Here is a 26,940-nt window from a genome sequence, read left to right on the forward strand (position 1 = left end):
TCATTGATTAGGCATTCTTGAAAAGGGTGTGAACAAGACCAACAACACCATGTTCCTGAATGTCAGTGTTATCAAGGTCTGCTAGGGTGTTTTTGATAGTATCAACGCAATCTTGCCGTTCTTGCTCTGGGCTAACGGCTTGATCGGTGACCAGCTTACTGAGTTTGTCTTTGTAGGTTTTTTCTTGGGCATTGGCCTTGACATCATTTAGATTGAACAGGCGATCGCCCCGGTGGTGGGATTTAGAAAGTTGCTTTGCCCACAGAAGAAAAGCATCGGCCCAAATATCGAAAGCTTTAAGGGACTGAATTTGGTCATCATCGGCAACAGTAGGTAAAAAATCACCACTTGTTTTCTTATTATTTGTGCTGGTCTTAATACTATTCGTGTCAAAAAAGCGCGGGAACCAAGGGGCACCAATGGCAAATTGTTTCGGGCCAATTCGACTGGCGGCCTGAAGCTCAAGGGAAAAATTATGCATCCACATATAGGCAACCCGCACAGCTCCCCCTAGATTTTTTTTCAGACTAGAACCGTCCGGAAAATCTTCCCAAATTAAATGGTCTTGGTTGCGGCGACAGATGTAGTGGACCCGGGTATCGTCAGCGGAAGGAGTACTCAAGGCATCTTGACGACGTTTCATAATATCTTTAATTGCTAGGGCAGCATATAGTTCCACGAAGTGAGCATCATTTTTTTGCTCCTCGCCCCCTGTTTTTGAACCATAGGTTGTAGAGGCACTATTGCCAATGATGTAAATATCCTTAAAAATCTTTTCATGTTGGCTTTGTTGGTACAAAAACTTGAGTGCGGCCTGGGTGTTAAGGCTAAAGAAACGTTTCTCTGCAAAAACTTTTTCTTCCTCAGGGGGCTTCTCAAAATCAAAATAGGGCAGCAGGATGGATGTATTGATTTCAATGCCAATCCCCGTATCATTACGGAGGCGATCGCCGATTAATTTCGCCAAGCTTGGCACACCAGAAGCCCCAGTTCCCCCAAAAATACTGCCAAAGAGATGAATAAACGTCCCTGTCGCTCCCTCTGAATTTTGGACATCATTGAGCATTCGTTCAAGGGGAGTCTGTTGTCTACGAGAACCGCCGTCGATACCGAGAGTCCCTAAAATTGCTGAACCGACAGGCGGGCGACCCCGGAAACCCACATCAAAATCCATTACCCGCTCGTTGGGGCCATAAAGCACTTCAAATAAACCCCGGAGTGGATCATTAAGACGCAGTTCTAACATTTGCTCAAAAGAACTACCAACAGATTGCTCCAGGGGATTCCAAACCCCCCAATCTTTGATTTGTTCCGCCATAAAACGGGAAGAACGTTTTTGAAAATGCCGATAGCAATTGATCGTTTTTGTAATGTTTTGTTGGGTACGGGTTAAATTTCCATTGGTTGGGTCTGCATCGATCAATAAAATATTAAGTTCACAGTTTTCTCCGTAGGCACCGATGGCGTGTAAAAAAGTGACCGCCTCAATACATTTAGCACCACTACCACCAACACCAATCGCATAGATTTTTGACATGATTTTTTAACCTCCGTAAAATTTTCTGAGTTTGATTGCTAGGGGGGGAATATTTCTTAGGGAGCGTGGTGTAGCAAGGGCTGAAGGCAACCAAAAGATCAAGAGGGTATCCAGCAAAAGACAGCCTGGGTACCATAACCAGAACTCTATGTATCGGCCTTCATCGAGCCAGCCCAAAAAGTAAGAAGTGCCAAAAAAGATGAGTAGACAAGCAAAAAAATGAAATAGAGCGGATAGCCACCAAGTGAAGCGCTTGGCAAGAACTAATTCAGCACGGATGAATTGTTTGTTATAGGCTTTAAATATCCAAAAACCTAGCAATAAAAATCCTAAGACTAAGCTAATAATATTATTGAGCCAAAAAATATCAGCAAGCCAATCGTCGATTTCTGTATTCGTTGCGCTTAGGGGTAATATTGGCTGGTAGAAAAGATAGTATTTTCCTAGTAAGCTCCAAACTAAGGCGATCGCCACAGCAAAGACTAAAGCAAACCAGCTTTTTAAGGATTTTCCAGACATACAATTTAAGTACCTTTTACAAAAGAGACGACATAAACGTTAGTTAATACCGATACAGAATTTCACCGCATCATCGCTGGGGACTCGCGCTGTACCAGTATCCGGGTCGGTATTTTGGAGGGCCATTCCTTTAACGGCTTCCCGCAGACCATAGACAAAAAGCAGGAGATTTTGGGTTTTGGCACCATTGGGGTTAGCCGCCGTGGAATTCCAATCTGCCCAGACTGCCTCATCTAAATCCCGTTGGGAAAGCGTTAGGTAGGCGGTTTCTCCACGTCGTGACCCCTCACCAGCATTAATGCGGGTTTGGACATTGAGGCGATCGCCTTGGACATTTACTGCTTCAACATTCAAAATCGGATTAGAACTGACTAATTTTTCGGGACTAATTGTCGCGCCCAACAGAGATGTGGAAGGCTCAGACCAAACATCGATCACCGTTTCTGTTTCTCCCTGGCAACCCCGCTGCTCCAAGATGAGCCATTGGTTTGCCTGTTCCTTTGGCGGACGTTGACGGCCAATATTACCCCGCTGGATTGTACATTCATTGACAGGATCTGGTACAGATGTTTTATCTAAAGTGATCACATCTATATCTGAACTCGCAAAGGAAGTGACCCGGAATGCTTCACTCACATCTAGAGGTAAATTATTAAAACTATTGATGATTTCGTCTAAAGCTTTTTCTGGCCCCGTCATCACCAGATAAAAAGGGCGTCCAGATTCCGTGACATTTGTGTCATCAGTCGAATAGTCACCAATGACCACTTGCCCCGTTTCAGCAGAGAAGACATTACCGTTAAATTCGCTCCGTACTCCCACGAGAACGGCTTTGTAGTCTTGATTTTTTTGAAGTTCCTGGCTCACTCGACTCGATAATTCGGCGATCGCCGATTGATTAGGCTCTAGATCAGTAATCAAAATCTTGACGACTTTTTCTGAATCAACTACTTCATCTATTGCCGCGTCTTCCGTCTGGGCTACTGGGTCTTCATTAGAATCCGCAGATCCATCAAGCTCATAGATCTGATGTAAAGTGCTTGACACACAGGGATAGTCAGAGCCTGTCACTTTACAATCATAAAATTGGGGAAATTTTGCTTCTAAAAATTGTGCTGTTGTAATCGCCTGAGCCTGGGTTGTATCTGTTTCTAAAGATGAACCGATCCGCCAGTACCTTGTTGCGATATTACGATTACCAATTAGGGTACTGAGGGAGTCAATTGCTTGGGTATATAGGGTTCCAGAGCGACTGACAAAGCCAACCATCGAACCACTCCCATCAATGCCAATGTCTATGCTGACATTTTCAAAAGGATTACTTGAAGTTACTTCTGCAATTTCTGGCTTGTTTACGCAATCAAGCTGATTAGAACGGCTACGATTTCTTGTCCTGGTGCAAGATGTTAAAAGTAGGCCTAGCAAAATACAGAAAAAAAATTGACTCGATTTAAATTTAAAAAACTTTCCTGTCATGAAAAAATCCAAAGTCGTAAAAACGCAAGATCTTTACGGGTTAAGAGCGAGTTTGTTTCTTTTATTTTTTAGCATAGATCTTTATTTATTACTTTAAAATTACCCTAAATTTGAAGCTAGTTTTATTAGAGAAATTTACTAGAGCTAAATTTCTAAAAATCATATCACACACTATGAGTTGGTGCAATTAAAATTTCTCCACAAAATTACGTGCCTAGAAATAGCGATAAATGATAGAGATTAAATAGGCCAGAATAGACAATATGAAAAAAATGACTTTTTCTGAAATGCTTTGAATAATCTTCCTCGATTAATGAAAAAAATAGTTCGAGGGGTTTTCCTGCAATTCCACTAAGTTTTTGTGAGGCGGCTTTTGTTAAATAAAATTTTCGCAGAGAAGTATTAAGATAAATTAATAAAAAGACTGTACTACTTACGTGGATTACTAGAATAAAATGTTCAGCGTTAATTTTCTAGATCAAACATTGATATATAAATTGTGTTGAATCGAAATAACTTTCCTTTGTAAGACGCCATGTGTCCTAAATTATTGAATAATCAATACTCGTTTAGAAGCATCAAAGATTTATTGATAGATAGCATTGGCGATGTCGTCGTTAAAGGCCGTGGCGGGCATATCCAAAATAATCTGACCCGCACGCATCCCTAAAATGCGATCGCCGTAGCGTTTGGCGAGATGAACCTGATGGAGGCTACAAATCACAGTGAGGCGTTTTTCGTCACAGAGGGAGCGCAGTAGTTGTAGCACCAATGCCGCAGTTTCTGGATCAAGGCTTGCAATGGGTTCATCGGCCAGGAGCAGTTGGGCTTTTTGGGTCAGGGCGCGGGCGATCGCCACCCGTTGTTTTTGTCCCCCAGATAGTTGGTCAGCCCGTTGAAAAGCAACATCGAGGAGCTGCACCCGTTCTAGGGCGGCTAAAGCTTCACAGAGCATCGCTTCAGGAAAACGTCCCAGTAAACATCGCCAGAGAGGTAACTCTGGTAACCGTCCGCCCAGGCAATTTTCGAGGGCCGTGCGGCGTCGCACCAAGTTAAATTGTTGGGCAATCATCGCCATTTTTTGCCTGGCTTGGCGTAACTGTCGAGGTGATGCGGTGGTTAGATCGAGACCTTGAAAATAAACTTGGCCAGCATCGAGGGACACCAACTGGGGCAAGCAGCGCAGCAGGCTTGTTTTGCCCGCACCACTGGAGCCAAGGAGGACAGTAAAGCTATGGGGCTCGATGGTAAAGCTAATGTCCTGGAGGCTGAATTGACCGTGGGAATAGGCTTTTGTGAGTTGGTGAACCTGCAGCATAGAATTTTTTTGAAAATGAATTTTTTAACCCAACGTTAGTTGTGAGGTAAATGTAAAAGTGAATTTTTCAGTGCGGCGATCGCCCTTGATCTGCACCATCGGACGGCGTGATCAGGGCGAAACTTTGTTCAGTGCAATCAATATTCTAGAATTACTGTAAAAATACCTCAAATAAGACGGTAAAGCAGGAAAAATAAATAAATTAATCACAATTACATCGAATTAAGCGAAAATCTTCCTTTTTGAGGCCATAAAGGCTACTGTAAGCGACGGCGTAAATAGGCACTCAAGGCATCAATTAAACTCACCATAATCAAAATCAAGATCAAAATTGTGGCCAAGCGGGGAAAGTCGAGTAGCTTCAGGCTAACCAGCAATTCGTAGCCAATGCCGCCGGCACCGACAATGCCGAGGATTACGGAGGAACGCACGTTAAACTCCCAGAGGTAGAGACTAATGCCTACCAAACCCGGTAATGCTTCGGGAAATACCGCAAAGGCAAAGGTGCGCAGGCGATCGCTCCCGGTGACTTCGATGGCCTCGATGGGTTCAGGGGGAATTGATTCGAGCACTTCACCGTAGAGTTTGGCCATGGAACCTGCCGTGTGACAGGCGACCCCCAACACCCCAGCAAAGGGGCCAAGACCGACAATTGACACAAAAAAGAGGGCAAAGATCGCGGTATCAATGCCCCGCAGTAAATTTAAAAAACTCCGTAAGCCCGTGGCTAACCAGCGATTTGGGGTTGTATTGCGGGCCACGCACAGGGCGAGGGGTAAGGCCACCAGCATCGCCGCCCCTGTGCCGACAATGGCGATCGCCAACGTTTCCCAGATCGCCACCAAAAAATTGGGCAACTCCGAAAAATCCGGCGGAAATAATTGCTGCAGCCATTGACCCACCGTTGGTAAGCGCTGCCAAAACTGCTGGGGATCAATCTCGGCGGTGCGCACGGCCATGACCAGGATCGCTACTCCCAGGACTCCCCAAAAACCAGACCTGAGTAATCGCCACAAACTATATCGGCGGCGTCGTTCCTGTCGGAGGATTTGGGCAAAATCGCTTGCTTTGGCGGGTTGCTGCAAGAGGGTCACTACTCCAATACCTCTAGGGCAAGACCTGCTGCTTCGATGGGCTGATAATTGCTGCCATCGGAAGCGACAAAACCGGTGTAGTTCTCTGGTAAAAGGGCAGTGGCCTCGGCGGGAGTGAGATTAACTAATTTTTGTTGGAGTTGTTTTTTGTAGGCTTCTGGAAAATTGCCCCGCACCACAATGGGATCGTTGGGTAAAGGTTCAGACTGCCAAATGATTTTAATTTCGTCAGCCTGAATGCGTCCTTCAGCAATCATCACATCGAGATTACGGTTGTAATCGGAAGCAATGTCGATCTGGCCCGTGCTCACACCAATCACCTGGGCGGCATGGCTCGCTCCTTCGCTATAGTCAAATACGGCTTCGGGATCGAGGTTACGGCGTTTAAATTCTGCCTGGGGAATTAACCAACCAGATGTGGAACCGACATCGGCCAAGCTAAGTTTCAGTTTTTCACCCTGCTGACTGAGGGCGATCGCCTCTTCGAGGGTGTCAAAGGGGGCATCGGCGCGGGCAATCAAAACGCTGTAGTAAACAGGTTCGTCCTGGTATTTTACGGTGGCGATCGCCTCTAGGGAAGGATCATTATGGTGCGCCAGAACGTAACCCCAAGGCCCCAACCAAGCCACATCTAAGGTGCCAGAACGTAGGGCTTCAGAAATGCCAATCCAATCTTCGGTGACGGTGACATCTCCGGGGAGATCCAGTTCGGCGGCGAGGGCATCAAAGAAAGGCTCGAATTGTTGGCGGTTCTCGTTGGGCGTCGGGAAATAGGGGCCAACACCAAAGGAAATGCTATCGAGGGTCGTTGTACTTTCTGGCCCAGGATCAGACTGGTTATTGGCCGAGGCACAGCCCACTAACAAGACACCCACAGTCCCGATCAAGATATTTTTCCACTTTCTGATCCGTTGCATTTGCCTGATTATGCTTCCATCAAAATTTGATCAACAAAGCCTAAACCTTGATTTAGACCTAGCTACGTTCAGCATAGCGAAAATGGTTTGAGAAAAATGAAAAATACCTTAAAAATTTGTTGATTTCCCTGATTTATGACGGTCTGAAGCATGGTCTGATGTTTGCAATTCTCCACATTTGTGGCGGCCCTAGGGATCTTCGCTAGAGTGATGAAAAGCCTTCCAAAAGGCGATCGCCTTAATTTATCGCTCCCCATGCCATCGACCCACCAGCCGACAACAACCACAAACATTGGGAAAGTGGTTTCCGTGCGCGGTAGTGTCGTTGATGTGTGCTTTTCCCAACGGCTGCCCAGCTATCTCCATCAACTTAATGCCGGGGAAAAAGGTCAAATCATTATCGAAGTCGTCGCCCACCTAAACGCCACCCTTGTCCGGGGCATTGCCCTGACCCCCACCTCCGGCCTCGCCCGGGGAGCCACCGTGACGGATACCGGCCATCCCCTCAAAATGCCCGTGGGCCGCGCTTTACTCGGACGTATGTTTAATGTCTTTGGTGAGGCGATCGATCAAGGCAAACCCCTAACTGCAGTTAAGCATCGCTCAATTCACCAAGCCGCTATTCCCCTCGTCCAACAATCAACCCAAGCAGAAATCCTGGAAACAGGAATCAAAGTAATTGATGTCCTCGCCCCCATCGAACGGGGTGGAAAAGCAGGCCTCTTCGGGGGAGCGGGCGTTGGCAAAACGGTCTTAATTACCGAAATGATCCATAACATGGTCAGTCAACACCAGGGGATTAGTCTATTTTGCGGTATCGGTGAACGGAACCGAGAAGCTGAGGAACTCTATCGGGAAATGCAGGCGACGGGGGTACTAGACCAGACGGTGTTACTGTTTGGCCAGATGAATGAACCACCGGGAGCCAGGTTTCGGGTAGGCCATGCGGCCTTAACTATTGCTGAATATTTCCGGGACGAAGCCCGCCAGGATGTGTTGCTCTTGATTGACAATATTTTCCGCTTTATTCAAGCTGGCCAGGAGGTTTCGGGTCTAATGGGAGAGCTGCCCTCGCGGGTGGGCTATCAACCTACTTTGGCGACAGAATTGGCTGCCCTCGAAGAACGGATTACCAGCACAAAAAATGGGGCGATCACCTCGGTGCAGGCGGTGTATGTGCCCGCTGATGATTTTACCGATCCGGCTGCCGTACATACCTTTGGCCACTTATCGGCATCCATTGTGTTGTCACGCAAGCGGGCCAGTGAGGGGTTTTATCCAGCCGTCGATCCCCTACGTTCGAGTTCCAAAATGTTGATGCCCGCGATCGCCGGTCGGCGTCACTACGAAATTGCCCTGGCGGTGCGTCAGACCCTCGCCACCTACGAAGAACTCAAGGACATGATTGCGATGTTGGGGATGGCGGAACTTGCGGCGGGCGATCGCGCCATTGTGTACCGTGCCCGTCGGTTAGAACGATTTCTCACCCAGCCTTTTTTCTCAACGGAACAGTTCACCAACAAAACAGGACGAGTGGTCAGTTTAGAGGCGGCCTTAACGGGTTGTGAGCGAATTTTAAACGATGAATTTGCCGATGTACCCGAAAGCGCTCTTTATATGATCGGTGCCATTGGGGAGGTGCAGCGGCCATGATTGCCCAGATGGATCTCAAGGTACTGTGTTTGACAGAATTGCTGGTGGATCAGCCAGTACGAAAAGTGACGGCAGAAGGTGATGGGGGCGGCTTTTGTCTATTGCCCAACCATGTGGATTATGTGGCGGTTTTGCCAGCGGGTCTCTTGATCTTTGAGAGCATCACGGGAGAAGAACATTGTCTGGCCATTGATGAAGGCATTTTAGTGAAACAGGGGGCTGCCGTTTGGGTGTCGGTGCGCAATGCGGTGCGAGGGGATAATCTTGATGATTTACAGCAGGCAGTGCAAGCGCAATTTACCCAGTTAGATGAACAAGAAGAACGGGCAAGGAGTATGTTGGCGCGCCTAGAAAGTAGCATTGTGCGGGACTTTATCGATTTGGGAGGTGCCCTATGACCACACCAGAAGGCGATCGCCACCGGGAAGATTTTGAACGGCAGATCCAGCAAAAATCCCAACAAAAACTCCAGGCCAAACGGGAAGGCGATCGCAGTTTGTGGTTAGGATTTGGGGTCTTTGGGATGGTGGGTTGGTCGGTGATGGGGCCGACCCTACTGGGGATCTTTCTGGGGATTTGGCTCGACCGCCGCTTTCCGAGTCCCTATTCCTGGACATTAACGGGCTTATTTCTGGGGATTATTCTCGGCTGCTGGAATGCATGGTTATGGATTCAACGGGAGCAAAATCGATGAGGTCGAATTATTTAACTGTTCATGCAAAAGATAAAAATATCAAAGGCGATCGCCTAATCCAATCGCTAATCTAAACTCGATTAAAAAACGAATTTAAAAACTCAATTAAAATTACAATGAATCTATTTTTAGAAAAAATAACGCCTAATTTATTTGTTTTTCCCCTCGGCTTTGGTTTGGGATTATTTTACTTTACGGCACTGTGGTTTACCGTTAAACAATTAACTCGTTCTCAACATCCAGTATTACTAATAATTACCAGCGGTGTGGTGCGCTTAATGCTCGCTATGACAGCCTTATATTTTATGATTGGTGGCCATTGGGAACGGGTACTAATCGCCCTTGCAGGTTTTTTATTAGCACGAACGATTTTAATCAATCGTTGGCGACCACAAACTTCATTATCGGAACTGTTGCTGGAGGAATAAATGTAAGATGCAAATTACACCGGATAACATCATTTTTTATCAATATCAGTTTGTGGTGATTAATGCCACTTTGGTTTACACATGGCTCACCATGGCCCTATTAGTAATAGGAGCAGCTTGGGTAACAAAAAAATTAGTGGTGCGTCCGAAACTTCCCCCTTGGCAAAATTTTTTAGAAATAGTTGTTGATGGCATTTATCAACACATTGCAGAGGTCACCCAACAGGAACCGGAACCCTATCTTGCTTTTGTGGGCACTTTATTTTTATTCATTTTAACGGCTAACTTATTAACTGTAGTTCCCGGTTATCAAGCCCCCACTGGCTCCCTTTCAACCACCACTGCTTTGGCGATCGCCGTATTTATTGCGGTGCCGATCTACGGAATCCGTCAGCGGGGAATTTTAGGGTATCTCAAAAGTTATCTCCAGCCGACGCCGATTATGTTGCCCTTTCAAATCATTGGTGAATTTTCCCGAACTTTAGCCCTGGCCGTGCGTCTTTTTGGCAATATTATGAGTGGAAACCTTTTGGCGGCAATTTTATTAGCCCTTGTCCCGTTATTTGTACCTGTGGCGATGAATTTACTGGGACTTGTATTTGGCGTCATTCAAGCCTATGTGTTTGCGATTTTAGCCTTGGTTTACATTGCTTCTGCCGCGACGGTGCAGGAGAAAAAACAAAGTATTTCGATGGAGGAAAATTCATGAGTGATCTCGCATTAATCGGCTCGGTAGCGATGGTGACCGCTGGTATTACCATTGCCATTGGCTCCATTGGCCCGGCCCTAGGGGAAGGCATGGCCGTAGCCAGGGCTTTGGGGGCGATCGCCCAACAACCCGATAAGGCCAATATGATTACTCGCACTCTATTTGTGGGCCTCGCGATGGTGGAATCAACGGCGATTTATTGCTTGGTGGTGTCAATGATTTTGTTGTTTGTCAATCCATTCTGGAACTATTTTCTCAACCAGGGGGGTTAACGGTGTTAATTGACTGGTTTACGGTGTTTGCCCAAATCCTCAACTTTGTCATTTTGCTGGGGTTGTTGCGCTGGTTTTTGTATAAGCCCATTTTGCAGGTGATGGCCAAGCGTCAGGCCCAACTCGCCGAACAATGGCAAACGGCCACGGATCTCCAAGTCCAGGCCCACCAAGCCCTAGAACAATATCACCAGGAACAACAGTCACTTCAAGCGCAACGGGCTTCATTTTTGGCGGCAGCGCGGGCAGCAGCAGATGAGGAGCGACAACGGCAATTATCAACCCTGCGTGAGGATATCCAAGCCCAACGGGAAGCCTGGGAAGCGGATCTGCACCAGGAACAGAGGGCTTTTTTCCATACGCTCCGGCAACAGGTCAGCCAACAGGTGGTGGCGATCGCCCGGCAAGCCCTCCGGGATTTGGCGAATGTAAACCTCGAGCAACAAATAGTAGAGCGTTTCTGTGAACAACTGCAACACCTTTCTCCGGCCCAACGACAACAGATCAATCATTTAGAAACCCCACCAGAAGCTGTCTTTATCCGGACAGCATTCCCCCTGGATGTCACCCACCAAGCGCAAATCAAACAAAGTCTTGCCACCGTTCTAGAGCTTGACCGAACGCCCATTCATTTTGTCACGGTGCCGGAGTTGGGCTGTGGCATTGAACTGAAACTGGCTGGCCAAGAAATTGTTTGGGGCCTTGATCCTTATCTCGATCAACTCGAAGAAACCCTGGCGATCGCCACCCGTTAATGCCCTGAATTTTTTGACCCACTGCTCACCATGGAATCCCTGGCCCAATCCCTCCAAGGCACTTACACAGAGGCCTTACAGCAAATTCAGCAAACTTTGGCAACCTTTCCGGCCCAACTGACATTCCGGGAAACGGGGGTTGTGGAATCCGTCCGGCCTGGCATCGCCAGAGTGAAGGGATTACCCAACGTCCAGGCCGATGAATTGGTTTATTTTTCGCACTCCAGTGCTGGGGGTGAACCGCTGCTGGGGATCGCCTTTAACCTCGATCCCGATGAAGTGGGCGTAATTTTGCTAGGAGATAGTCACGCCCTCCAGGCAGGGGATGAGGTCTACCGCACCGAAAGGGTGATGGATGTGCCCGTGGGAGAAATGCTACTAGGGCGGGTGTTGACCGTCCTGGGAGAGCCTTTGGATGGTCGGGGTGCCCTCAAAGCAGTGGAATGGAAACCCGTCGAACGAGAAGCCGCTGCAATTTTGGACCGCGCCCCGGTAACGGTGCCTTTGCAGACAGGGCTGAAAGTGGTGGATGCCCTGATTCCCATTGGTCGGGGGCAGCGGGAACTGATCATTGGCGATCGCCAAACGGGAAAAACCACCATCGCCATCGATACGATCCTCAACCAAAAAGACCAGGATGTGATTTGTCTCTACTGTGCCATCGGTCAACGGTCAGCGGCGATCGCCAAGGTGATTGCGACCCTCCGGGAACAGGGGGCCATGGACTACACCATCGTGATTGTGGCGGCGGGCCAGGATCCCCTTGGACTGCAATACATTACCCCCTATGGCGCGACGACGATGGCGGAATATTTTATGGAACAGGGGCGCGATGTGTTGATCGTTTACGATGACTTGACCCACCATGCCCGCACCTACCGTGAACTGTCCCTTTTGCTGCGACGGCCACCGGGGCGCGAGGCGTATCCTGGGGACATTTTTTACCTCCATTCGCGGCTTTTGGAACGGGCAACCCACCTGGCGGAAGCTTTGGGGGGCGGCTCCCTGACCGCTTTGCCGATTATCGAAACCCAAGCCCAAAACCTTTCGGCCTACATTCCCACAAATTTAATTTCCATTACCGACGGCCAAATTTATCTCTCCCCGGAACTGTTCCAAAAGAGCATTTTCCCAGCGGTGGATGTGGGTAAATCCGTGTCCCGGGTCGGTGGAAAAACCCAACTGGCCGCCTACCAAGCTGTTTCTGGAGCGCTGCGCCTTGCCTATGCCCAATTCCAAGAGGTCGAAGTATTTTCCCGGTTTGGGACGCAACTGGATGAACAAACCAAACAAACCCTCCAACGGGGAAAACGCATCCGGGAGGTGCTCAAACAAAATCAAAGTCAACCCCTCACGGCGGCGGCGCAGATTGCCATTTTGATCGCTGTGACCCAAGGCTTATTAGACCATGTGGCCCTAGAAGACATTCCAGCGGTAGAACAAAAACTGGCCCAGGCGATCGCCCAAGAATTACCCGACCTTGTGGAACGCATTCAATATTCCTATCCCCTCACCGAGGCCGATCAAACCCTCCTTTTGGAAACCCTCCAAGCCGCCATCAAAACCTAAGCAATGCACACCCTCGAATCCCTGCGCAACACCATCAACAGTATTGAAGATCTCCGGGCCGTTGTCCGCACCATGAAAGCCTTGGCCATGGTTAGCATTCGGCAATATGAACAGGCCCGCACGGCTCTCCAAGATTACAACCACAGCCTCGACCTAGGTTTTCAAGCCCTGCTCCAGCATCGGCGTTTTGCAGAAACCGATCTTGATCAGCCGTTGCCCTTGGTTAGCAATTCCCCACAGGGAAAAGTGGGGTTGATTTTGTTTGGCTCTGACCATGGTCTGTGTGGTCAATTTAACGAACAGCTTGCCACCTATGCTCTGCAAGCTTGCCAACAACGGCATCTGACAACTGCTGATTATGCTTTGGCTACCGTCGGCGATCGCCTTTTGCCCTATTTACAGCCCTTAAACCACCCCCACCACACAACCTTCCGACTGCCCAATTCCCTCGCAGGAACGCCCCGCTTGATCCAAAACCTCCTAGGCTTGATTGATCAATGGTATTTCGAGGCCGAAACATCACCCGTTCGCCAGATTCTCTTGATCTATCATCAATCCCAATCCAAAACCCTTTACCAGCCCGTCACCCGACAACTATTACCCCTAGACCGTCAATGGCTCCGGGAAATGGGCGATCGCCCCTGGCAATCCACCGCCTTTCCCCTCCTCAATGGCCCCTGGGCACCAACCTTTGCGGGTGTTGTTCGCCAATACCTTTTTTTAAGCCTGTACCGTGCCGCCGTAGAATCCCTCGCCAGTGAAAATGCAGCTCGTCTTGCATCCATGCAGGCTGCCGAAAAAAATATCGAAGAGCGACTGGGCGATCTCCAGGCCAACTATCGTCAGCAACGACAAAATTCCATTACCGAAGAACTCTTAGACATCGTTTCTGGGTTTGAAGCCCTCAACCCCAACCGTACCCGTTAGTAACAACACCCAAACATCTAACCCACACAAACTTGATTACGTCCACTGCGTTTGGCGCGGTAACAAGCCTGATCCGCCTGGGCCATCAAATCATCCACGGAAGGCAAAGGAGCCGATTCTGACGTGAGCAAAATTAAACCAATGCTGATTGTGATCTGAAAGATTTCTTGTTGCCAAGTAAACGTATAGTTTTTGAGAACGCTGACTATTGCCTCTGCAATGGAAAGACCATTTTCTAGGGTGCAATTCCGCAATAACAGGGCAAATTCGTCACCCCCGACCCGGGCGACTTGGTCTTCGGCACGGACTTGTTGGGCGAGCAAACGAGCAATATTTTGTAGGAGGACATCCCCAGCATTGTGACCGACGGTGTCATTGACGGGCTTGAAATGGTCGAGGTCGCAAAATAACAACACATGGTGGGCCAGACCAGAATTTGCTTCACTCCGGGCTTGTTCTAAGGTGGCAAAAAAGGCCCGCCGATTTAACAAATCCGTCAACGGATCATGGCTGGCCTGGTAGCTATTGATGACTGCTTGGCGACGCTCGGCCAATTCCTCGGCGGTGACCAATAACAGGAAAGATTCGTTGAACAATAACAAAATAAGGGCAATGGTTAAGACCAACTGAGGTGTGTAGGATTTTTTGGCCCAAATTAAAGCTTCAGTGGGCTGAATTTGGAGTTGCCAAGTGCGCCCCCAGTAACGAATGGGTACAGTAATGGGCTCGGTTTCGGTGGTGGCGATCTCTCCGAGATCCGCTTTGCGGTGCGCCGTTGGATTGGGTGGATCTAACTGGTCAAGATTAAGGGTCTGACCCGATTCCGTAGTGTAGAGCAAGGCCACCCGTAAATTTTGTTGCTGGGCGCAGGTGCCGACTGAAAAAACTTCCGCCAAGAGATTGTCCAAGCGGTAAACACCCACCGCAAATCCTCGCACCGATTCTCCTTGTGAATTGACCGGTAGTAGCACGAGGATACTCCGTTGTCCATTGGTGTCTTGGAGCAAGGTCAGGGGTTCTGTGGCATAGGCTTGGTCGGTTTCCATGCTGTTGATAACTGCCGCTGCCCGTTGGGGATCCGATTGAATATCAAAGCCTTGGACGATTCGATGTTTTTCATTAAAGGGTTCGATAAACTGCACGACCACGTAGGAAGGCCGTTTTTGAGCCGGAATTAGTTCGCCATTGGGGAGCCGTTCGGTAATTTGAAAATCGTCTGGTATCAAGGGATCGAGCCGTTGCTGGGTCTCGAAGGCTTGGCGTTCTGTATCAAGGACAAATGGATTCCAAGAGAGGGCAGATAAACCAGGCAAGTTCTCTAAACTGTGGCGGGTAAAGGTGCGAAATTCGCTGGCTGTAACGGTTTCGCTAGAGAGGATAAAACTTTCAACACCTTGGAGGGCTTCGGTGTGGCGGGTTAGATTTTTCTCAAATTGGTGCGCCATATTTTGGGCACATTCTTGTAACTCTAGGCGAATCCGTTGTGTTTCAAAGGCGTAAATTTGGTCGTAGGCGATCGCCGCCATGATCATCAACAGGAGAGACGGAAAAAGTACCTTTGTGCGACGTCCCTGCCACTGATACTGCATTGTGGGGAGAAACATCAAAGTTGCTGGGGTAAACACAATGATCCCCAAAACATCGCCAGCCCACCAGGTAAAGGCAGAAAAAGGAATTTGGCTAGCGGTGATTTCCCCAAAAAAATATTGAGCGTAGGCTCCCACACTACTGCCCAAGAGACTACAAATTGGCCCCATCACAATCAAGAAAGGCAGAATTTCTTTGGGATGACGCAGGGCGGGAGTAACCCCAGAGATGCGACGGCCACACCAAGCTGCGAGGGCTATTTGCAAAGTCGATCCAGCCGCTAAAGTCAGCGCTAAAGGCAGATGCCAATCGCTTAAAACCCCATCGACCAGTACAGACCCCAGGGCGATCGCCGGTAGGTAACGGTATCCATGGGCCAAAACAATGGCGATCGCCAAGCCCGCCGCAGGCCAGAAGGGAAAAGATAGACTTAAACCCTGGGCGAGATAACTTGTGCTGAGGCCGATCCCTGCATAGGCTAATGTCAGAGCAACACTGCGCCATAATAATTTTGTTCGAGCCTTCACCCTGAAAAAAGTCTCCCTGTGCCGTGGAATGGAACTTTTAAAATCAATGCCAAAACGAAAGCAACGCTAACAGACATTAATTATATGGCTTACTGGATAGCTAAGTGTTTATTTTTCTGTTTGCTCTGGTCTGCATCGGACTGATTGTTGCTAGAAAAATATCGAGGCGATCGCCAAAAGACCTAGTCTTAAAATTCCCTGAAGAATTTCTGCGGAAATCACCGTAGTGAACTAAGTTTCCAATAATGTCGTGAAAATGATTACCATTAAAAATGTCTTCTCAATTGATAATCAATGTAAAAAAAATCTCAGTAAATTTTGTCTTATGAGAAGGATGAAAAATCTTAGATTTTGCATAACTAAATTAATCTGCTAATTTCTGCCAAACGGAATTTACATAATATTTTTGTTGATCTGAAAAAGTATGTAGTACCCGAAAGTGATGCTGCTCCGCCAGTTCCTTAATCTGTTTGCGGGAATATTTCCGGGAGGTTTCCATGTGAATCGCCTCCCATGCCTCGAAAATATAACTCTGGGACAGTTTATTGAGAGTAACGGTTTGGGTACAGGTACTAACGAGATAACTTTGCGCCTCGCCGGTGAGGGGATGATAAATGGGGCAATGTTGAAAATGATCCAGTTGAAAATCACCCTCTAGTTCTCGATTAATTCGTTCGAGTAAATTGAGGTTAAAAGCACGGGTCACTCCCTGGCTATCGTCGTAAGCTTTGAGGATAATTTGGGGATCTTTCATCAGATCAAAACCCAACATAATCAAGTCACCTGGATCAAGATTGCGGGTAATATTTTGCAGAAAATCAGCGGTTTCTTGGTCTGAAAGATTACCAATGGTTGAACCTAAGAATAATAAAATCTTGCGCCGACTTAAATCATGATCCAGAAAATCGGTATGAAAATAATCTCCTTGAATTGGGGCGATGGTTAGATTGGGTAAATCAGCCTGAATGGTCTCTGTTAAATGGGTCAGAATATTTTCAGAAATATCGACGGGGGCATAGATAAAATCAACAGCTTGACTTAGAAAGTAATCAAGTAAAATCTTGGTTTTTGAACCATCCCCAGCACCCAACTCCACCAGGGTAAACGGTTGGCGATCGCCATAAAATAAGTCTAGGATATGTTGCTTTTGGGTTAAAAAAATTTCCCGCTCACAACGGGTTAAATAATATTCATCTAAGGTCATAATTTGCTGAAATAAAGCATCACCTTGGGCATCATAAAAATATTTACAAGGTAAACTTTTAGGATAGTGAGATAAGCCCCGGTGGACATCTAAAGCAAAGGAATTAAGGGTTAAATTTTGACTGGGCATAACATTTTGAATTAGTAAAAATAAAAAAAGTGGCAAATTTTCTTGGTCTTAACAATATTCCGCAAGGCGTAAGCCGGAAAATTGCCAACGCATTTGTGGGTGAAAAAAGTTACGGTATGTGGGGCGGATATGTTCCCTTAAGGTCGCACAGGAACCACCCCGGAGTACCATCTGATTCACCATAAATTTACCGTTATATTCCCCCAGGGCACCCGCCGGAATTTCATAGTACGGATAGGGGCAATAGGGACTACTAGTCCATTCCCAAACATCCCCATAAAATTGTTTACTGTGTTGTCCCCGTGGTTGGGGATGTAGCTGCTGCGGGTCTAAAAAATTAGCAGTTTGAGGAATCTCAGGTTCGGACAAATTGCAAGCTACTTCCCACTCAAATTCGGTGGGTAGACGTTTTCCGGCCCACCGAGCAAAAGCATCGGCTTCGTAGAAACTAATGTGGGTGACGGGAGCGTCCCAATCGAGGGCTTCATAACCATGCAATGTGTAGTGGCACCAACCTTGCTGCTCTGGGCTTTGATCCAAGTGCCAATATAGGGGAGCTGTGAGGTTTTCTGTCTGGATCCATTCCCAACCTTCCATGAGCCAATATTGGGAATTTTGATAGCCGCCAGATTCGATAAATTCTCGGTATTCACCGCAAGTAATTAGACGGTCGAGGATGCGGTACTGATGCAAAAAAACTTGATGTCTGCCCCGTTCATTATCAAAATAAAATGAGTCACCTTGATGGCCAATTTTATAGATACCTTCGGGGATTTCTAAATAATGTTGTGGTGGAGTTGATGTTAGTTTATGGGGTGTTTGTTGGGTCTCCAAAAGAAATTTGGTTACATAGGCCGGAAACAAAGGATTATGACCGAGAATATATTTTAAGTCGTATAACAATAGTTCTTGGTGTTGCTGTTCGTGGTGGATACCGAGGGTAATTGTTTCGTAGATTTGTTCTTGTTCGGATAAATCAAATGCTTCGATATCTAGTAATAATGTTTCGAGGGATTGATCAACAGCATGACGGTATTCGATAATTTCAGCAACCGTTGGCCGTGATAAAAAACCCCGTTGCGATCGCCCCCATCTTTCTCCAGCCTGTTCATAGTAACTATTGAAAAGATAGGCATATTGGGGATGATGAGCTTGGTAATCTTTAAGGTTTTTTTGGAGAACAAAAGTTTCAAAGAACCAAGTGGTATGGGCGAGGTGCCATTTAGGGGGGCTCACGTAGGGCACAGGCTGAACAACCTGATCTTCTGGGGCGAGGGGCTCGGCCAGTTTAAGGGTGAGCGATCGCGTTTTTTGATAGTTTTCAAGGAGTGAAGCAAACATGGGCGATGTGATCATGCAGGTAAAGTAAAAGTAATTTTAGAAGAGGCATTTACCAACCCCATGTGCCCACTTCTCCTTTAAAGGGGCCGACAATATCAGCGGTAATCCAACCGCCATAAAAATTACCCGCTTGGGGAGTGACTTTTTCTCCATTAACGTAGCAGGCATCCATTCCCTTGGCACTAAAGCCATAGAAATTTTCAATGTCTTGGAAGGCTGGGGTCGGTTGAAAAAAGCGCCAGGCAGCAGCTTCAAGACGGCGATCGCCCACCACTACATCGTAGTATTCGTAGCGGCCTTTCCATTCACAGATTCCCCGTTGGCGGTTGGGCACGAGGTACTGGCATTGGACGGCGGCGGCGGGAAAATAATAGCTTGGTGGATGGCTGGTTTCGAGCACCCGTTTTCCCCCAGTGGTCTCGGCAATGGTGATCTGATTACAGATAACGATGAGATGTTTCGCTGTGTCTTCTAGGCGGGCGGGACGGGGATAGTCCCAGACAGACTCTTGGTGGGGTTCAGGCTGAATTGGAATTGGGCGCATGAAAACATTCTTCCTCTCGAAAAATTATCCCGCCAAAGGCGATCGCCTTCTAGTGTGTGCTGTTTTGGCCTGGAAATTCAAGTCTGAGAGGTTTTCCGAGGGATGCTGTCTAAAATTTCAATGCACCACTATAAGCTTGGGGTAACTTGTCCATAGGGAATTGCCTTCTCGGAGCCAGACTGTTCTACGAAGACACGACCGATTTCTCTGTCTACTCTTGCCACGGTGTATTCGCCAAATGAAGCCCCAAAAACCGCTTGCACTGTATCCCCTGCCTCTACATCGGGGACGAGCGGTACAGGTTTACAATCTGCTTTGTCATAAACCTTCATTCTGCCCGCAAAACCCAGGGTCAAGACTTTTTCGCCCGCAACTTTGACAATTTGCACAGAATTCCATCTTTCGCCATCATTGGCCGCAATCATATTGCCTTCTTGCCAAGGGTCGGTAATCTTTACGAAGGAATCGGGCGCAAGTGGATATTCCGTTGCACCGATAGATTTACCGCTGTCTTGGTCTGTTGCCGGATTGTCATAGGCCAAATCCAAATACATAACCACGGGTTCTTGGGGGTTTGCATCATCCACAACGATTGCGCGTTGCATCCCGGAGCCAGTTTGCCACCAGGTCAGGACGATGTCGCCTTTTTGCGCTGTTTGCCCTTTTGGGATCGGGATAATCATCGCGTTCGGCATTGTGACAATCCCGTCAAAGGTTGAGTCAATATCTGATTCAACCTCTCCTGGTGCGGACATCTGTGCAGAATAGTAAATGTAGGTTTCGTTCGCCGGGTTTTCTGAGGTTATGGCATTTGTCCACATCCTGTTTGTGGGGGTCAGTACATAATCTCCGGCTTCGGCTGTGATGCCCACTGTCGGGAAATCGAAGGGAGTCATGCCAGGGGCGATCGCTGTTGTTTCTTCTGTCACTTCGACTTCTGAAGTTTCAACTTGTGGCGTATTCTCGGTGTTGCTGTCTTCATTAGTACCGCAACTGCTCAAGGACACCAGCATACCGCTCGCTATTAGGGCTGTGGCAACAAATTTTTTGAACGTCATAATCCAGAGAGTTTAACTTTTTTCTAATCTATTTGTTTCTCAGATTAGGAGAGACTTACCTCAACAAAAATTAATCCTAAGAAAACCCTTAGAAAGTCTCTGGTTATGATGGTGACTACACAACTTTTACTGGATTTACTGCCTGAATAGTTTATCTTTGGGTTGAGATGGTTGCGATAAAAGCTATTATTAAATCTTTTTTGAATATCTTTTTAGTTGTAAATTAAATCTATTGATTCCCCTTGGCAATTGTGAAATAATCAGAATAAAATCAAGAAAAATTTGTGATAATTTGCGGTTTGAATCCACTAAAATTTTGTCTAAATAAAAACTATTTTGGCGAGAAAAATAGTGACAACTAAATAAGCTTTATTGCACTTTAGTTTCATGTGCTCAAAATTGCTTTGAAATTTATTTCAAGACATAGCCCACACTGCGTACCGTATGGATCAATCGCTTCGGATTGGTTGCTTCGAGTTTCAGCCGTAAAGCCCGAATGTAGACTTCAATCACGTTGGATTCTCCCATAAAGTCATAGCCCCAAACTTTTTCGAGGATCTGCTCGCGGGTTAAGACTTGCCGTGGGTGGCGCAGGAGTAACTCTAACAAATCAAATTCCTTGGCGGTGAGCTGGATCAGTTGGCGATCGCGGTAAACTTCGCGGGTAATACCATTGAGAGAAAGATCCTCAAATTCTAATTGGTCAACCACTTCCCGGCGAGCACGGCGGAGATGGGCATTGACACGGGCCAGTAGTTCTTCAATGCTAAAGGGCTTTGTGACATAATCATCAGCCCCGGCATTTAACCCAGAGACCCGATCAGAAATTTCATCCTTTGCGGTCAACAGAAGAATCGGCGTTTCGATGCCACTAGAGCGGAGTCGTAGACATAAATCTAGCCCCGACAAGCCCGGCATGAGCCAATCGAAAATCAATAGGTCATAGGTATTTTCTCGGATTAAATTTAGACTATCGATGCCGTTGTGGGCAACGGTGATCAAATAACCTTCTAGGCGTAATTCGGAGGCAACGAATTGAGCGAGGTTTTGGTCATCTTCGGCCAGTAAAATATGGGGTTTCATGGTCAGTGGGTGGTCGTTGGTAAGGGAAATTAATAAAGATGTGGTGGTGCATATTTGCAGAAAACTCAATGATCAACGTCTTTGTAAAGGAGAAATGCTTGGGGTTTAACCATGACGGCGTAGTCCATCCTGCTCAGAGTTGTGGCTTGTGGAGACGGACTGAATATCCCACAGGGGAAGCTTTAGGGTAAAGCAACTGCCTTGGTGGGGCTGGGAACGGAGGCTAATTTTGCCGCCCATGCCTTCGATGAGACTTTTGGCGATCGCCAAACCTAAACCCGTGCCATCCCGGGAGCGGGTCATGGTTTCATCCACCCGATAAAATCGTTCAAAAATGCGAGCTTGGTGGGCTAAGGCAATGCCAATACCCTGATCAACGATGTGAATCAAAGCTAGTGGTGAAGCGGTTTCGAGGCAAATTTCAATGGCCTGGTCAGGAGCAGAATACTTTAGGGCATTATCAATTAGATTTAACATCACCTGTTGCAGTCGGTCTTGATCGGCGCGAATCACGACATCTTCTGGGGGTGTTTTGAGGTGAATGGGGCGTTGGTTGATCTGTTGACCCATGGCGCTGACTTCTTCGAGAAATGTATTGAGCATGACGGGCTGGGTGCGGAAATGTAAATGGCCCCCGTCGGCCCTGGCCAAATCCAACAAATCTTGGAGCATTTGAATGGTGTGGGTTGTTTCGGTGGCAGCGGTGGCGATTGCCTGTTGTTGATATTCACTAAGGCTATCCTCGCGACGTAGGAGACTCTGGAGATAACCTTCGATAATCGTCAGGGGAGTACGGAGTTCGTGGGAAACATTGCCGACAAACTGCCGTTGGTTGTCCCAGGCACTCGATAACCGGGACAACATTTCGTTAAATACCTGGGCCAAACCTAAAATTTCATCGGGCGCTTGCTGGAGTTCTAATTTTGCCCCTTGGAGGTCATCCGCAGAAATCGCCTGGGCCATGTGACTCATTTGGGCGAGGGGTTGGGTGACTTTTTGAATGCGGTGTATGATCGCGGCGATCAATAAAATAAGTGTTACCCCACTGACCAGACGTAACCGCCACAAACTGACGTAGAGTTTTTGCAGATCGGCGGTGATGTCCTGGGATAAATACAGTTGGCCTACGGGTTCCCCCGCGATCGCTAGGGGACTAATGCAAAGGACAATTTGGCGATCGCCTACGCGCACAATTTGGGGGGGCATTGCCCCTTGCTCAAAGGTCATCAGATCGGGCACTTGGGCGACAAAATCAGCCGTCGCCGTTGATTGGGTCACCAGTTGACCGTCAGGATCTTTCACCCAAGCCATAACATCAGCAGTCGTCACCCGCTGGAGAGTTCGTACCAGACTGGTTTCCACGGGTTCCATTTCGCTATACAGTTCTAACTGTTCCGGGAATCGCGAGGCAATGTAATCTAGGGTTTGTTTGTGGGCTGCCACGAGGTTTTGCTCCATCTGCCAGCCCGCCCAAATGGCAACGATGCCGAGGCCACAGATCGATAAACCAGCCAGCTCAAAGGTGAGGCGAAATTGCAGGGAACTCGTCGAAAAATGCCAATGATTTAATTTCAAGCGTTTGGCGATCGCCTTTTTTAGTTTTTTTAGCCCCATCGCTTACTACCGGAAAAAAGATTAAAAATTTGTTGCTCTACCCTGGTCGAGATCAAATTCAAAGCGCTGGTCATAGTCAGTTTCTCCATACACATTAAAGCTAATGGTTGGCGTCGTGCCCAATGCCTTCACCCGATGGATCGCGTCTGGCATTAAACAAACCAAATCCCCAGGATTTAATACTAAGCTCCCAGCCTCCACTAACTGGGTCGAATCTCCAGGCGATCGCCGCCAAAATTGATTTTCCTCTTGGCCTTGCAATAGAGCGACCAAGCCCCAACATCCATGGTTATGGATCGGCGAGACCCGTTGGGGTTCCCAGGCCACAAGCTGCACTGTGAGCGGAAAATCCGGTTCATCATACAAAATTTCCACAGCCCAACCTGTTTTTGGATCTGGCGCAATGGGGATCAGTTGCAGCCATTCTGAACTCTGCAACAAACGCTGCACTAAAGGATATAGGGCCTGTAAACGTTGGCGATCGCCTGGCTCACGGTTTAGCAGATCTTCCAAATCTGTCAGGAAACGATAAAGCCGATAGGGTTGTGTTTTCGATGTCGGGAACTCAGTGGCTGGCCAAAGCTCCTGGGTGCCGCCGCGATCAATAAACCAAGTTTGTGGGGCCATAAATTCATGCAAAAGATGGGACGGCTTGTTTTTCTACAATGACATTTTTGCCTGAGCGATCGCTGATGGTAGTCTGAATTTTTCCTGAAGATTGCTCGATATTGTATTGCTCAATATTTTTAAGTTTTCTCTAGTTTCCCCTCATCTGCGCTTCATGTTTAGCCGATTTAATCAAGCTCAAGAACCACGGCAAAGCTTTGGTTTTAACTCAGCAATCTAATTAATTTCAGGAGAATGACCATGAAAATTCGCTATGCTGCCACCCTCGTATCGATCTCTTTGCTAAGTCTGGGGGCGATCGCCGGCTGTTCCGGTGTCAAAAACCCTTGCGCTGGACTGTTTAAAAATCCCTGTGCGAGTAAAACAGAAACAACCGATCCCTGTGCCTCTAAAGCAAACCCTTGTGCGGCGAAGGAAAACCCCTGTGCTTCTAAAACCAATCCTTGTGCGGCAAAAGAAAATCCTTGCGCTTCTAAGGCAAATCCCTGTGCCGCGAAGGCCAATGAAGCGGAATAAAAATACTTGCTGGCGATCGCTGCTGAAAACATTATGAATTTACGAAAAAAATTATGAAACAGGTGTCGCGTCTTGCGTTGTCGTTATTGCTGTTACGGCTCAGTGTTTTTATTGTGATGTTTGTCTGGACATTGGATAAATTTTTTAACCCAGACCATGCCAGGGCCGTTTTCGAGAATTTTTATCTGATTTCTGGCCTCAGCAACGGGGTGATTTTTCTCATCGGTATTGTGCAACTGGCCATTGTGTTGGGTTTCGTGACGGGGTTCCAAAAAAATCGTTGTTATTTTTTGGTGCTGCTGCTCCATGCAGGATCAACTTTTGCTTCCTTTCGGCAATACCTCGATCCCTTTAATAACCTCCTCTTCTTTGCGGCCTTACCGATGCTAGCGGCTTGTTTTACGCTCTTTCTGTTGCGGGATGCAGACACCCTCTGGACGGTGGATTAGAGGCGATCGCCGGATAAAAAGAATGATTAACTTGAGGGAAATTTGATGAAACCTGCTAACTTAAAGGGTGACACCAATCAAAAAATTAGGCATCAACGGCAACCAAAAAAATTACCTTGTTGGAAAAGCTTTACGGGTTTAGCCTTGGGTGCATTCGGGGTAAGTATGCTTTTAGAAGTGGTTGCACTCTCAACATTTTTCGCTGGCATGGCGACGGCGGCCAGTTCAACATCAACCTTTGTCCAGGGGCTTTTTGGCACAGGATTTGATCCCCAGGCTTGGTTACTCCAGGGCTTGCAATGGATCGATAGTCTGGGTGCCTTAGGGGCGATCGCCTTTATGGTGCTTTATGTGGTGGCGACGGTGGCTTTTCTGCCGGGGTCGATTCTGACCTTGGGAGCCGGGGTTGTTTTTGGTGTCGCTTTAGGATCAATTTACGTCTTTGTTGGCGCAACCCTAGGGGCGATCGCTGCTTTCCTAGTGGGTCGTTATCTGGCCCGCCAATGGGTGAGCCAAAAAATCGCCGACAACCCGAAATTTCGTGCCATCGACGAAGCTGTGGGCAAGGAAGGCCTGAAGATTGTTCTCCTGACGCGTCTCTCACCTGTATTTCCCTTTAATCTCCTTAACTATGCCTATGGGGTCACGGGTGTTTCCCTAAAAGACTATGTTCTCGGCTCTGTGGGGATGATCCCTGGCACCATCATGTATGTCTACATTGGCTCCCTGGCCGGAAATCTCGCAACCCTCGGCACAGGAAGCACCAGCGCTAACCCCATTGCCCAGTGGTCGATCCGGATTCTTGGTTTTGTGGCTACTGTTGCTGTGACTGTCTATGTCACCAAAATCGCCAGACAGGCCCTAAACAAAACCGTGACTGATTTGAAGTGAGCTATTCTTGGCGCAGTTTCTAGGGACATAACTGATTCGTGCAAGCTTTGCCTTTCTCCAGTGCCTGTAAATTATCTAAGGTCGTCGTTGCAATATTTCCCAAAGCTTCCTGGGTGAAAAAGGCTTGGTGGGCAGTGATCACTACATTCGGAAAAGATTGTAATAACTGAAACGTATCATCTTGAATCACCGTATCCGATAGATCTTCAAAAAAGAGGTTTTCTTCTTCTTCGTAGACATCGGTGCCAAAATAACCCAACTGACCTGTTTTTAGCGCTTCGATGACAGCCCTGGTATCAATTAAGCCACCTCGACTGGTATTAATCAGCATGGCACCGGGTTTGATCTGGGCGAGGGAGTTGGTGTTAATCAGGTGATAGGTGTCGGGTACTAAAGGACAGTGGAGGGAAATCACATCGGCTTGGGTGAGCAAATCTGGTAAATCTTTGTATTGGACACCCAAATCTAAACAGACAGAATTTTCTTGGGGATCGTGGGCCAGTAAACGACAGCCAAACCCTTGCATAATTTTGGCAAAGCATTCGCCAATTTTTCCGGTGCCAATAATCCCGACTGTTTTACCGTGGAGATCGAAACCCAGGAGGCCATTAAGGGCAAAGTTATCGTCCCGGACACGGTTGTAGGCGCGATAGAGTTTGCGGTTGAGCATCAAAATCAGTCCCACGGCATGTTCGGCCACGGCATAGGGGGAGTAGGCAGGCACCCGAACAACGGTCAAGCCTAATTTGCGGGCGACCTCAAGGTTGATATTGTTGAACCCGGCACAGCGTAGGGCAATGTATTGAGTGCCGTTGTGGGCGAGTTGTTTGAGGACAGCTTCTCCTAGGTCGTCGTTGATAAATGCACAAATGGCCGGAAAACCAGCGGCGAGGCTAACGGTATCGGGGGTGAGGCGTGGTTCGAGGAAGACCAGTTCGTGGTGAAAACGTTGGTTGGTGTTGTTAAAGGAGACTTGATCGTAGGGCTTGCTGCTAAAGAAGGCGATTTTCATGGTGCTTTGGGGTAATGGAGATGGTTTTTTTGGTGATTTCTTAATAATTAGGGTTAGAATCACAAAATAGGTCACAAAACAGACGGTATTGGCTGTGATGTTGGCCAGAATTTTTTAATACTGTAGCGATTTCAGGATTATCTTGCGGCGCTAGGTTTAGATGAAACATTCTTCTCGATATTCTGATGATTGGCAGGCGATCGCCTTACAAGTAAAAGAGGATGCAGACTGGCGCTGTGAACTCTGTGGCTTGGTTTGTATTCCGTCGGATGTGAAGGTCAAAGGCATTGATCGTCACCTGCGGGCTGTTTTAACCTTAAGCGTTCACCACAAAAATTACATCCCCGAAGACAATCGTCGGGAAAATCTCATCGCCCTTTGCTCGGCCTGTCATTTACGCCAACACCAACGCCGTTATGGCTCCCTCCCCCTTGGTCAGTTGAGTTTGTTCGGGGAAGCTTAGGTGCTTCTGGTCTTCTGGGTCTGGGGG

General features: G+C 47.6%; 28 protein-coding genes. 12 read left to right on the forward strand and 16 right to left on the reverse strand.

The features are described 5' to 3' along the window. Nucleotides 1–7: 7 nt before the first annotated feature. The 6 genes from FEK30_RS15945 to FEK30_RS15970 form a co-directional block, all read right to left on the reverse strand. The gene (locus FEK30_RS15945; RefSeq protein WP_062437060.1) at nucleotides 8–1,537 is read right to left on the reverse strand and encodes a hypothetical protein; all 1,530 of its coding nucleotides are present in this window, start codon (nucleotides 1,535–1,537) and stop codon (nucleotides 8–10) included. Between the two features lie 6 nt (nucleotides 1,538–1,543). Continuing rightward, nucleotides 1,544–2,056, reverse strand: coding sequence for a hypothetical protein (locus FEK30_RS15950; protein WP_138073850.1), 513 nt, complete (start codon nucleotides 2,054–2,056; stop codon nucleotides 1,544–1,546). Nucleotides 2,057–2,095: 39 nt separating this feature from the next. Further along, nucleotides 2,096–3,325: a hypothetical protein gene (locus tag FEK30_RS15955; RefSeq protein ID WP_138073851.1), complete on the reverse strand. Its 1,230-nt coding sequence runs from the start codon at nucleotides 3,323–3,325 to the stop codon at nucleotides 2,096–2,098. A gap of 793 nt (nucleotides 3,326–4,118) precedes the next feature. Continuing rightward, the gene (gene phnC / locus FEK30_RS15960) at nucleotides 4,119–4,850 is read right to left on the reverse strand and encodes a phosphonate ABC transporter ATP-binding protein (RefSeq protein WP_138073852.1); all 732 of its coding nucleotides are present in this window, start codon (nucleotides 4,848–4,850) and stop codon (nucleotides 4,119–4,121) included. Between the two features lie 257 nt (nucleotides 4,851–5,107). After that, nucleotides 5,108–5,944, reverse strand: coding sequence for a phosphonate ABC transporter, permease protein PhnE (gene phnE, locus FEK30_RS15965; RefSeq protein WP_012305619.1), 837 nt, complete (start codon nucleotides 5,942–5,944; stop codon nucleotides 5,108–5,110). After that, on the reverse strand, nucleotides 5,944–6,861 hold the full coding sequence (locus FEK30_RS15970; protein WP_138073853.1) for a phosphate/phosphite/phosphonate ABC transporter substrate-binding protein: 918 nt from the start codon (nucleotides 6,859–6,861) through the stop codon (nucleotides 5,944–5,946). The genes phnE and FEK30_RS15970 overlap by 1 nt, the downstream gene beginning before the upstream one ends. A gap of 255 nt (nucleotides 6,862–7,116) precedes the next feature. On the opposite strand from FEK30_RS15970, the gene atpD reads away from it, so the two are divergent. The 9 genes from atpD to FEK30_RS16015 all read left to right on the forward strand — a co-directional run bounded on the left by atpD (nucleotide 7,117) and on the right by FEK30_RS16015 (nucleotide 13,868). Further along, nucleotides 7,117–8,514 (forward strand): F0F1 ATP synthase subunit beta, encoded by a 1,398-nt coding sequence (gene atpD / locus FEK30_RS15975; RefSeq protein ID WP_030007913.1) that lies wholly within the window; start codon nucleotides 7,117–7,119, stop codon nucleotides 8,512–8,514. Continuing rightward, complete coding sequence (locus FEK30_RS15980; RefSeq protein WP_232309024.1) at nucleotides 8,511–8,912, forward strand: F0F1 ATP synthase subunit epsilon; 402 nt, start codon at nucleotides 8,511–8,513, stop codon at nucleotides 8,910–8,912. The genes atpD and FEK30_RS15980 overlap by 4 nt, the downstream gene beginning before the upstream one ends. Next, nucleotides 8,909–9,208: an AtpZ/AtpI family protein gene (locus tag FEK30_RS15985; protein ID WP_012305623.1), complete on the forward strand. Its 300-nt coding sequence runs from the start codon at nucleotides 8,909–8,911 to the stop codon at nucleotides 9,206–9,208. The genes FEK30_RS15980 and FEK30_RS15985 overlap by 4 nt, the downstream gene beginning before the upstream one ends. Before the next feature lie 116 nt (nucleotides 9,209–9,324). Next, nucleotides 9,325–9,636, forward strand: a complete 312-nt coding sequence (locus FEK30_RS15990) for an ATP synthase subunit I (RefSeq protein WP_138073854.1) — start codon at nucleotides 9,325–9,327, stop codon at nucleotides 9,634–9,636. A 7-nt stretch (nucleotides 9,637–9,643) separates the two neighbouring features. After that, a complete protein-coding gene (locus FEK30_RS15995; RefSeq protein WP_012305625.1) occupies nucleotides 9,644–10,345 on the forward strand; it encodes a F0F1 ATP synthase subunit A in 702 nt (233 codons plus the stop codon). After that, nucleotides 10,342–10,617: a F0F1 ATP synthase subunit C gene (locus tag FEK30_RS16000; protein WP_012305626.1), complete on the forward strand. Its 276-nt coding sequence runs from the start codon at nucleotides 10,342–10,344 to the stop codon at nucleotides 10,615–10,617. The genes FEK30_RS15995 and FEK30_RS16000 overlap by 4 nt, the downstream gene beginning before the upstream one ends. Before the next feature lie 2 nt (nucleotides 10,618–10,619). After that, complete coding sequence (locus tag FEK30_RS16005; RefSeq protein WP_138073855.1) at nucleotides 10,620–11,372, forward strand: F0F1 ATP synthase subunit B; 753 nt, start codon at nucleotides 10,620–10,622, stop codon at nucleotides 11,370–11,372. A gap of 30 nt (nucleotides 11,373–11,402) precedes the next feature. Next, complete coding sequence (locus FEK30_RS16010) at nucleotides 11,403–12,941, forward strand: alternate F1F0 ATPase, F1 subunit alpha (RefSeq protein WP_138073856.1); 1,539 nt, start codon at nucleotides 11,403–11,405, stop codon at nucleotides 12,939–12,941. A gap of 3 nt (nucleotides 12,942–12,944) precedes the next feature. Further along, nucleotides 12,945–13,868, forward strand: coding sequence for a F0F1 ATP synthase subunit gamma (locus FEK30_RS16015; protein ID WP_138073857.1), 924 nt, complete (start codon nucleotides 12,945–12,947; stop codon nucleotides 13,866–13,868). Nucleotides 13,869–13,885: 17 nt separating this feature from the next. Here FEK30_RS16015 and FEK30_RS16020 read toward each other — a convergent pair whose 3' ends face one another. From FEK30_RS16020 to FEK30_RS16830, 9 genes are all read right to left on the reverse strand, one after another. After that, nucleotides 13,886–15,982 carry a diguanylate cyclase domain-containing protein gene (locus FEK30_RS16020; protein WP_138073858.1) on the reverse strand — a complete coding sequence of 699 codons (2,097 nt, stop codon included), beginning with the start codon at nucleotides 15,980–15,982 and terminating at the stop codon, nucleotides 13,886–13,888. 364 nt (nucleotides 15,983–16,346) lie between these two features. Beyond that, nucleotides 16,347–17,315 (reverse strand): L-histidine N(alpha)-methyltransferase, encoded by a 969-nt coding sequence (egtD, locus tag FEK30_RS16025; protein WP_138073859.1) that lies wholly within the window; start codon nucleotides 17,313–17,315, stop codon nucleotides 16,347–16,349. A 48-nt stretch (nucleotides 17,316–17,363) separates the two neighbouring features. Then, nucleotides 17,364–18,656 (reverse strand): ergothioneine biosynthesis protein EgtB, encoded by a 1,293-nt coding sequence (egtB, locus tag FEK30_RS16030; protein WP_255448044.1) that lies wholly within the window; start codon nucleotides 18,654–18,656, stop codon nucleotides 17,364–17,366. A 49-nt stretch (nucleotides 18,657–18,705) separates the two neighbouring features. Next, nucleotides 18,706–19,200 (reverse strand): DUF427 domain-containing protein, encoded by a 495-nt coding sequence (locus tag FEK30_RS16035; RefSeq protein ID WP_030008000.1) that lies wholly within the window; start codon nucleotides 19,198–19,200, stop codon nucleotides 18,706–18,708. 128 nt (nucleotides 19,201–19,328) lie between these two features. Beyond that, nucleotides 19,329–20,258, reverse strand: a complete 930-nt coding sequence (locus tag FEK30_RS16040) for a hypothetical protein (RefSeq protein ID WP_012305634.1) — start codon at nucleotides 20,256–20,258, stop codon at nucleotides 19,329–19,331. A gap of 411 nt (nucleotides 20,259–20,669) precedes the next feature. Then, a complete protein-coding gene (locus tag FEK30_RS16045) occupies nucleotides 20,670–21,341 on the reverse strand; it encodes a response regulator transcription factor (RefSeq protein ID WP_012305635.1) in 672 nt (223 codons plus the stop codon). Between the two features lie 105 nt (nucleotides 21,342–21,446). Then, a complete protein-coding gene (locus FEK30_RS16050; RefSeq protein WP_255448045.1) occupies nucleotides 21,447–22,955 on the reverse strand; it encodes a sensor histidine kinase in 1,509 nt (502 codons plus the stop codon). A 21-nt stretch (nucleotides 22,956–22,976) separates the two neighbouring features. Beyond that, nucleotides 22,977–23,582: a cysteine dioxygenase family protein gene (locus tag FEK30_RS16055; protein ID WP_138073861.1), complete on the reverse strand. Its 606-nt coding sequence runs from the start codon at nucleotides 23,580–23,582 to the stop codon at nucleotides 22,977–22,979. A gap of 251 nt (nucleotides 23,583–23,833) precedes the next feature. After that, entirely contained in the window at nucleotides 23,834–24,130 is a 297-nt protein-coding gene (locus FEK30_RS16830) for a hypothetical protein (RefSeq protein WP_168191174.1), read from the reverse strand. Nucleotides 24,131–24,151: 21 nt separating this feature from the next. Here FEK30_RS16830 and FEK30_RS16065 point away from each other — a divergent pair, with 21 nt between their 5' ends. Further along, nucleotides 24,152–24,547 carry a hypothetical protein gene (locus tag FEK30_RS16065; protein WP_138073862.1) on the forward strand — a complete coding sequence of 132 codons (396 nt, stop codon included), beginning with the start codon at nucleotides 24,152–24,154 and terminating at the stop codon, nucleotides 24,545–24,547. A 207-nt stretch (nucleotides 24,548–24,754) separates the two neighbouring features. Next, nucleotides 24,755–25,438: a TVP38/TMEM64 family protein gene (locus tag FEK30_RS16070; RefSeq protein ID WP_255448047.1), complete on the forward strand. Its 684-nt coding sequence runs from the start codon at nucleotides 24,755–24,757 to the stop codon at nucleotides 25,436–25,438. A gap of 19 nt (nucleotides 25,439–25,457) precedes the next feature. On the opposite strand, the gene FEK30_RS16075 is transcribed toward FEK30_RS16070, so the two are convergent. Further along, nucleotides 25,458–26,450, reverse strand: a complete 993-nt coding sequence (locus FEK30_RS16075; RefSeq protein WP_138073864.1) for a 2-hydroxyacid dehydrogenase — start codon at nucleotides 26,448–26,450, stop codon at nucleotides 25,458–25,460. 160 nt (nucleotides 26,451–26,610) lie between these two features. Between FEK30_RS16075 and FEK30_RS16080 the strand changes: the two genes are divergently transcribed. After that, nucleotides 26,611–26,913 carry an HNH endonuclease gene (locus FEK30_RS16080; RefSeq protein ID WP_012305642.1) on the forward strand — a complete coding sequence of 101 codons (303 nt, stop codon included), beginning with the start codon at nucleotides 26,611–26,613 and terminating at the stop codon, nucleotides 26,911–26,913. Nucleotides 26,914–26,940 lie beyond the last annotated feature (27 nt).

Source organism: Picosynechococcus sp. PCC 11901, assembly GCF_005577135.1.
Classification (GTDB): domain Bacteria; phylum Cyanobacteriota; class Cyanobacteriia; order Cyanobacteriales; family MRBY01; genus MRBY01.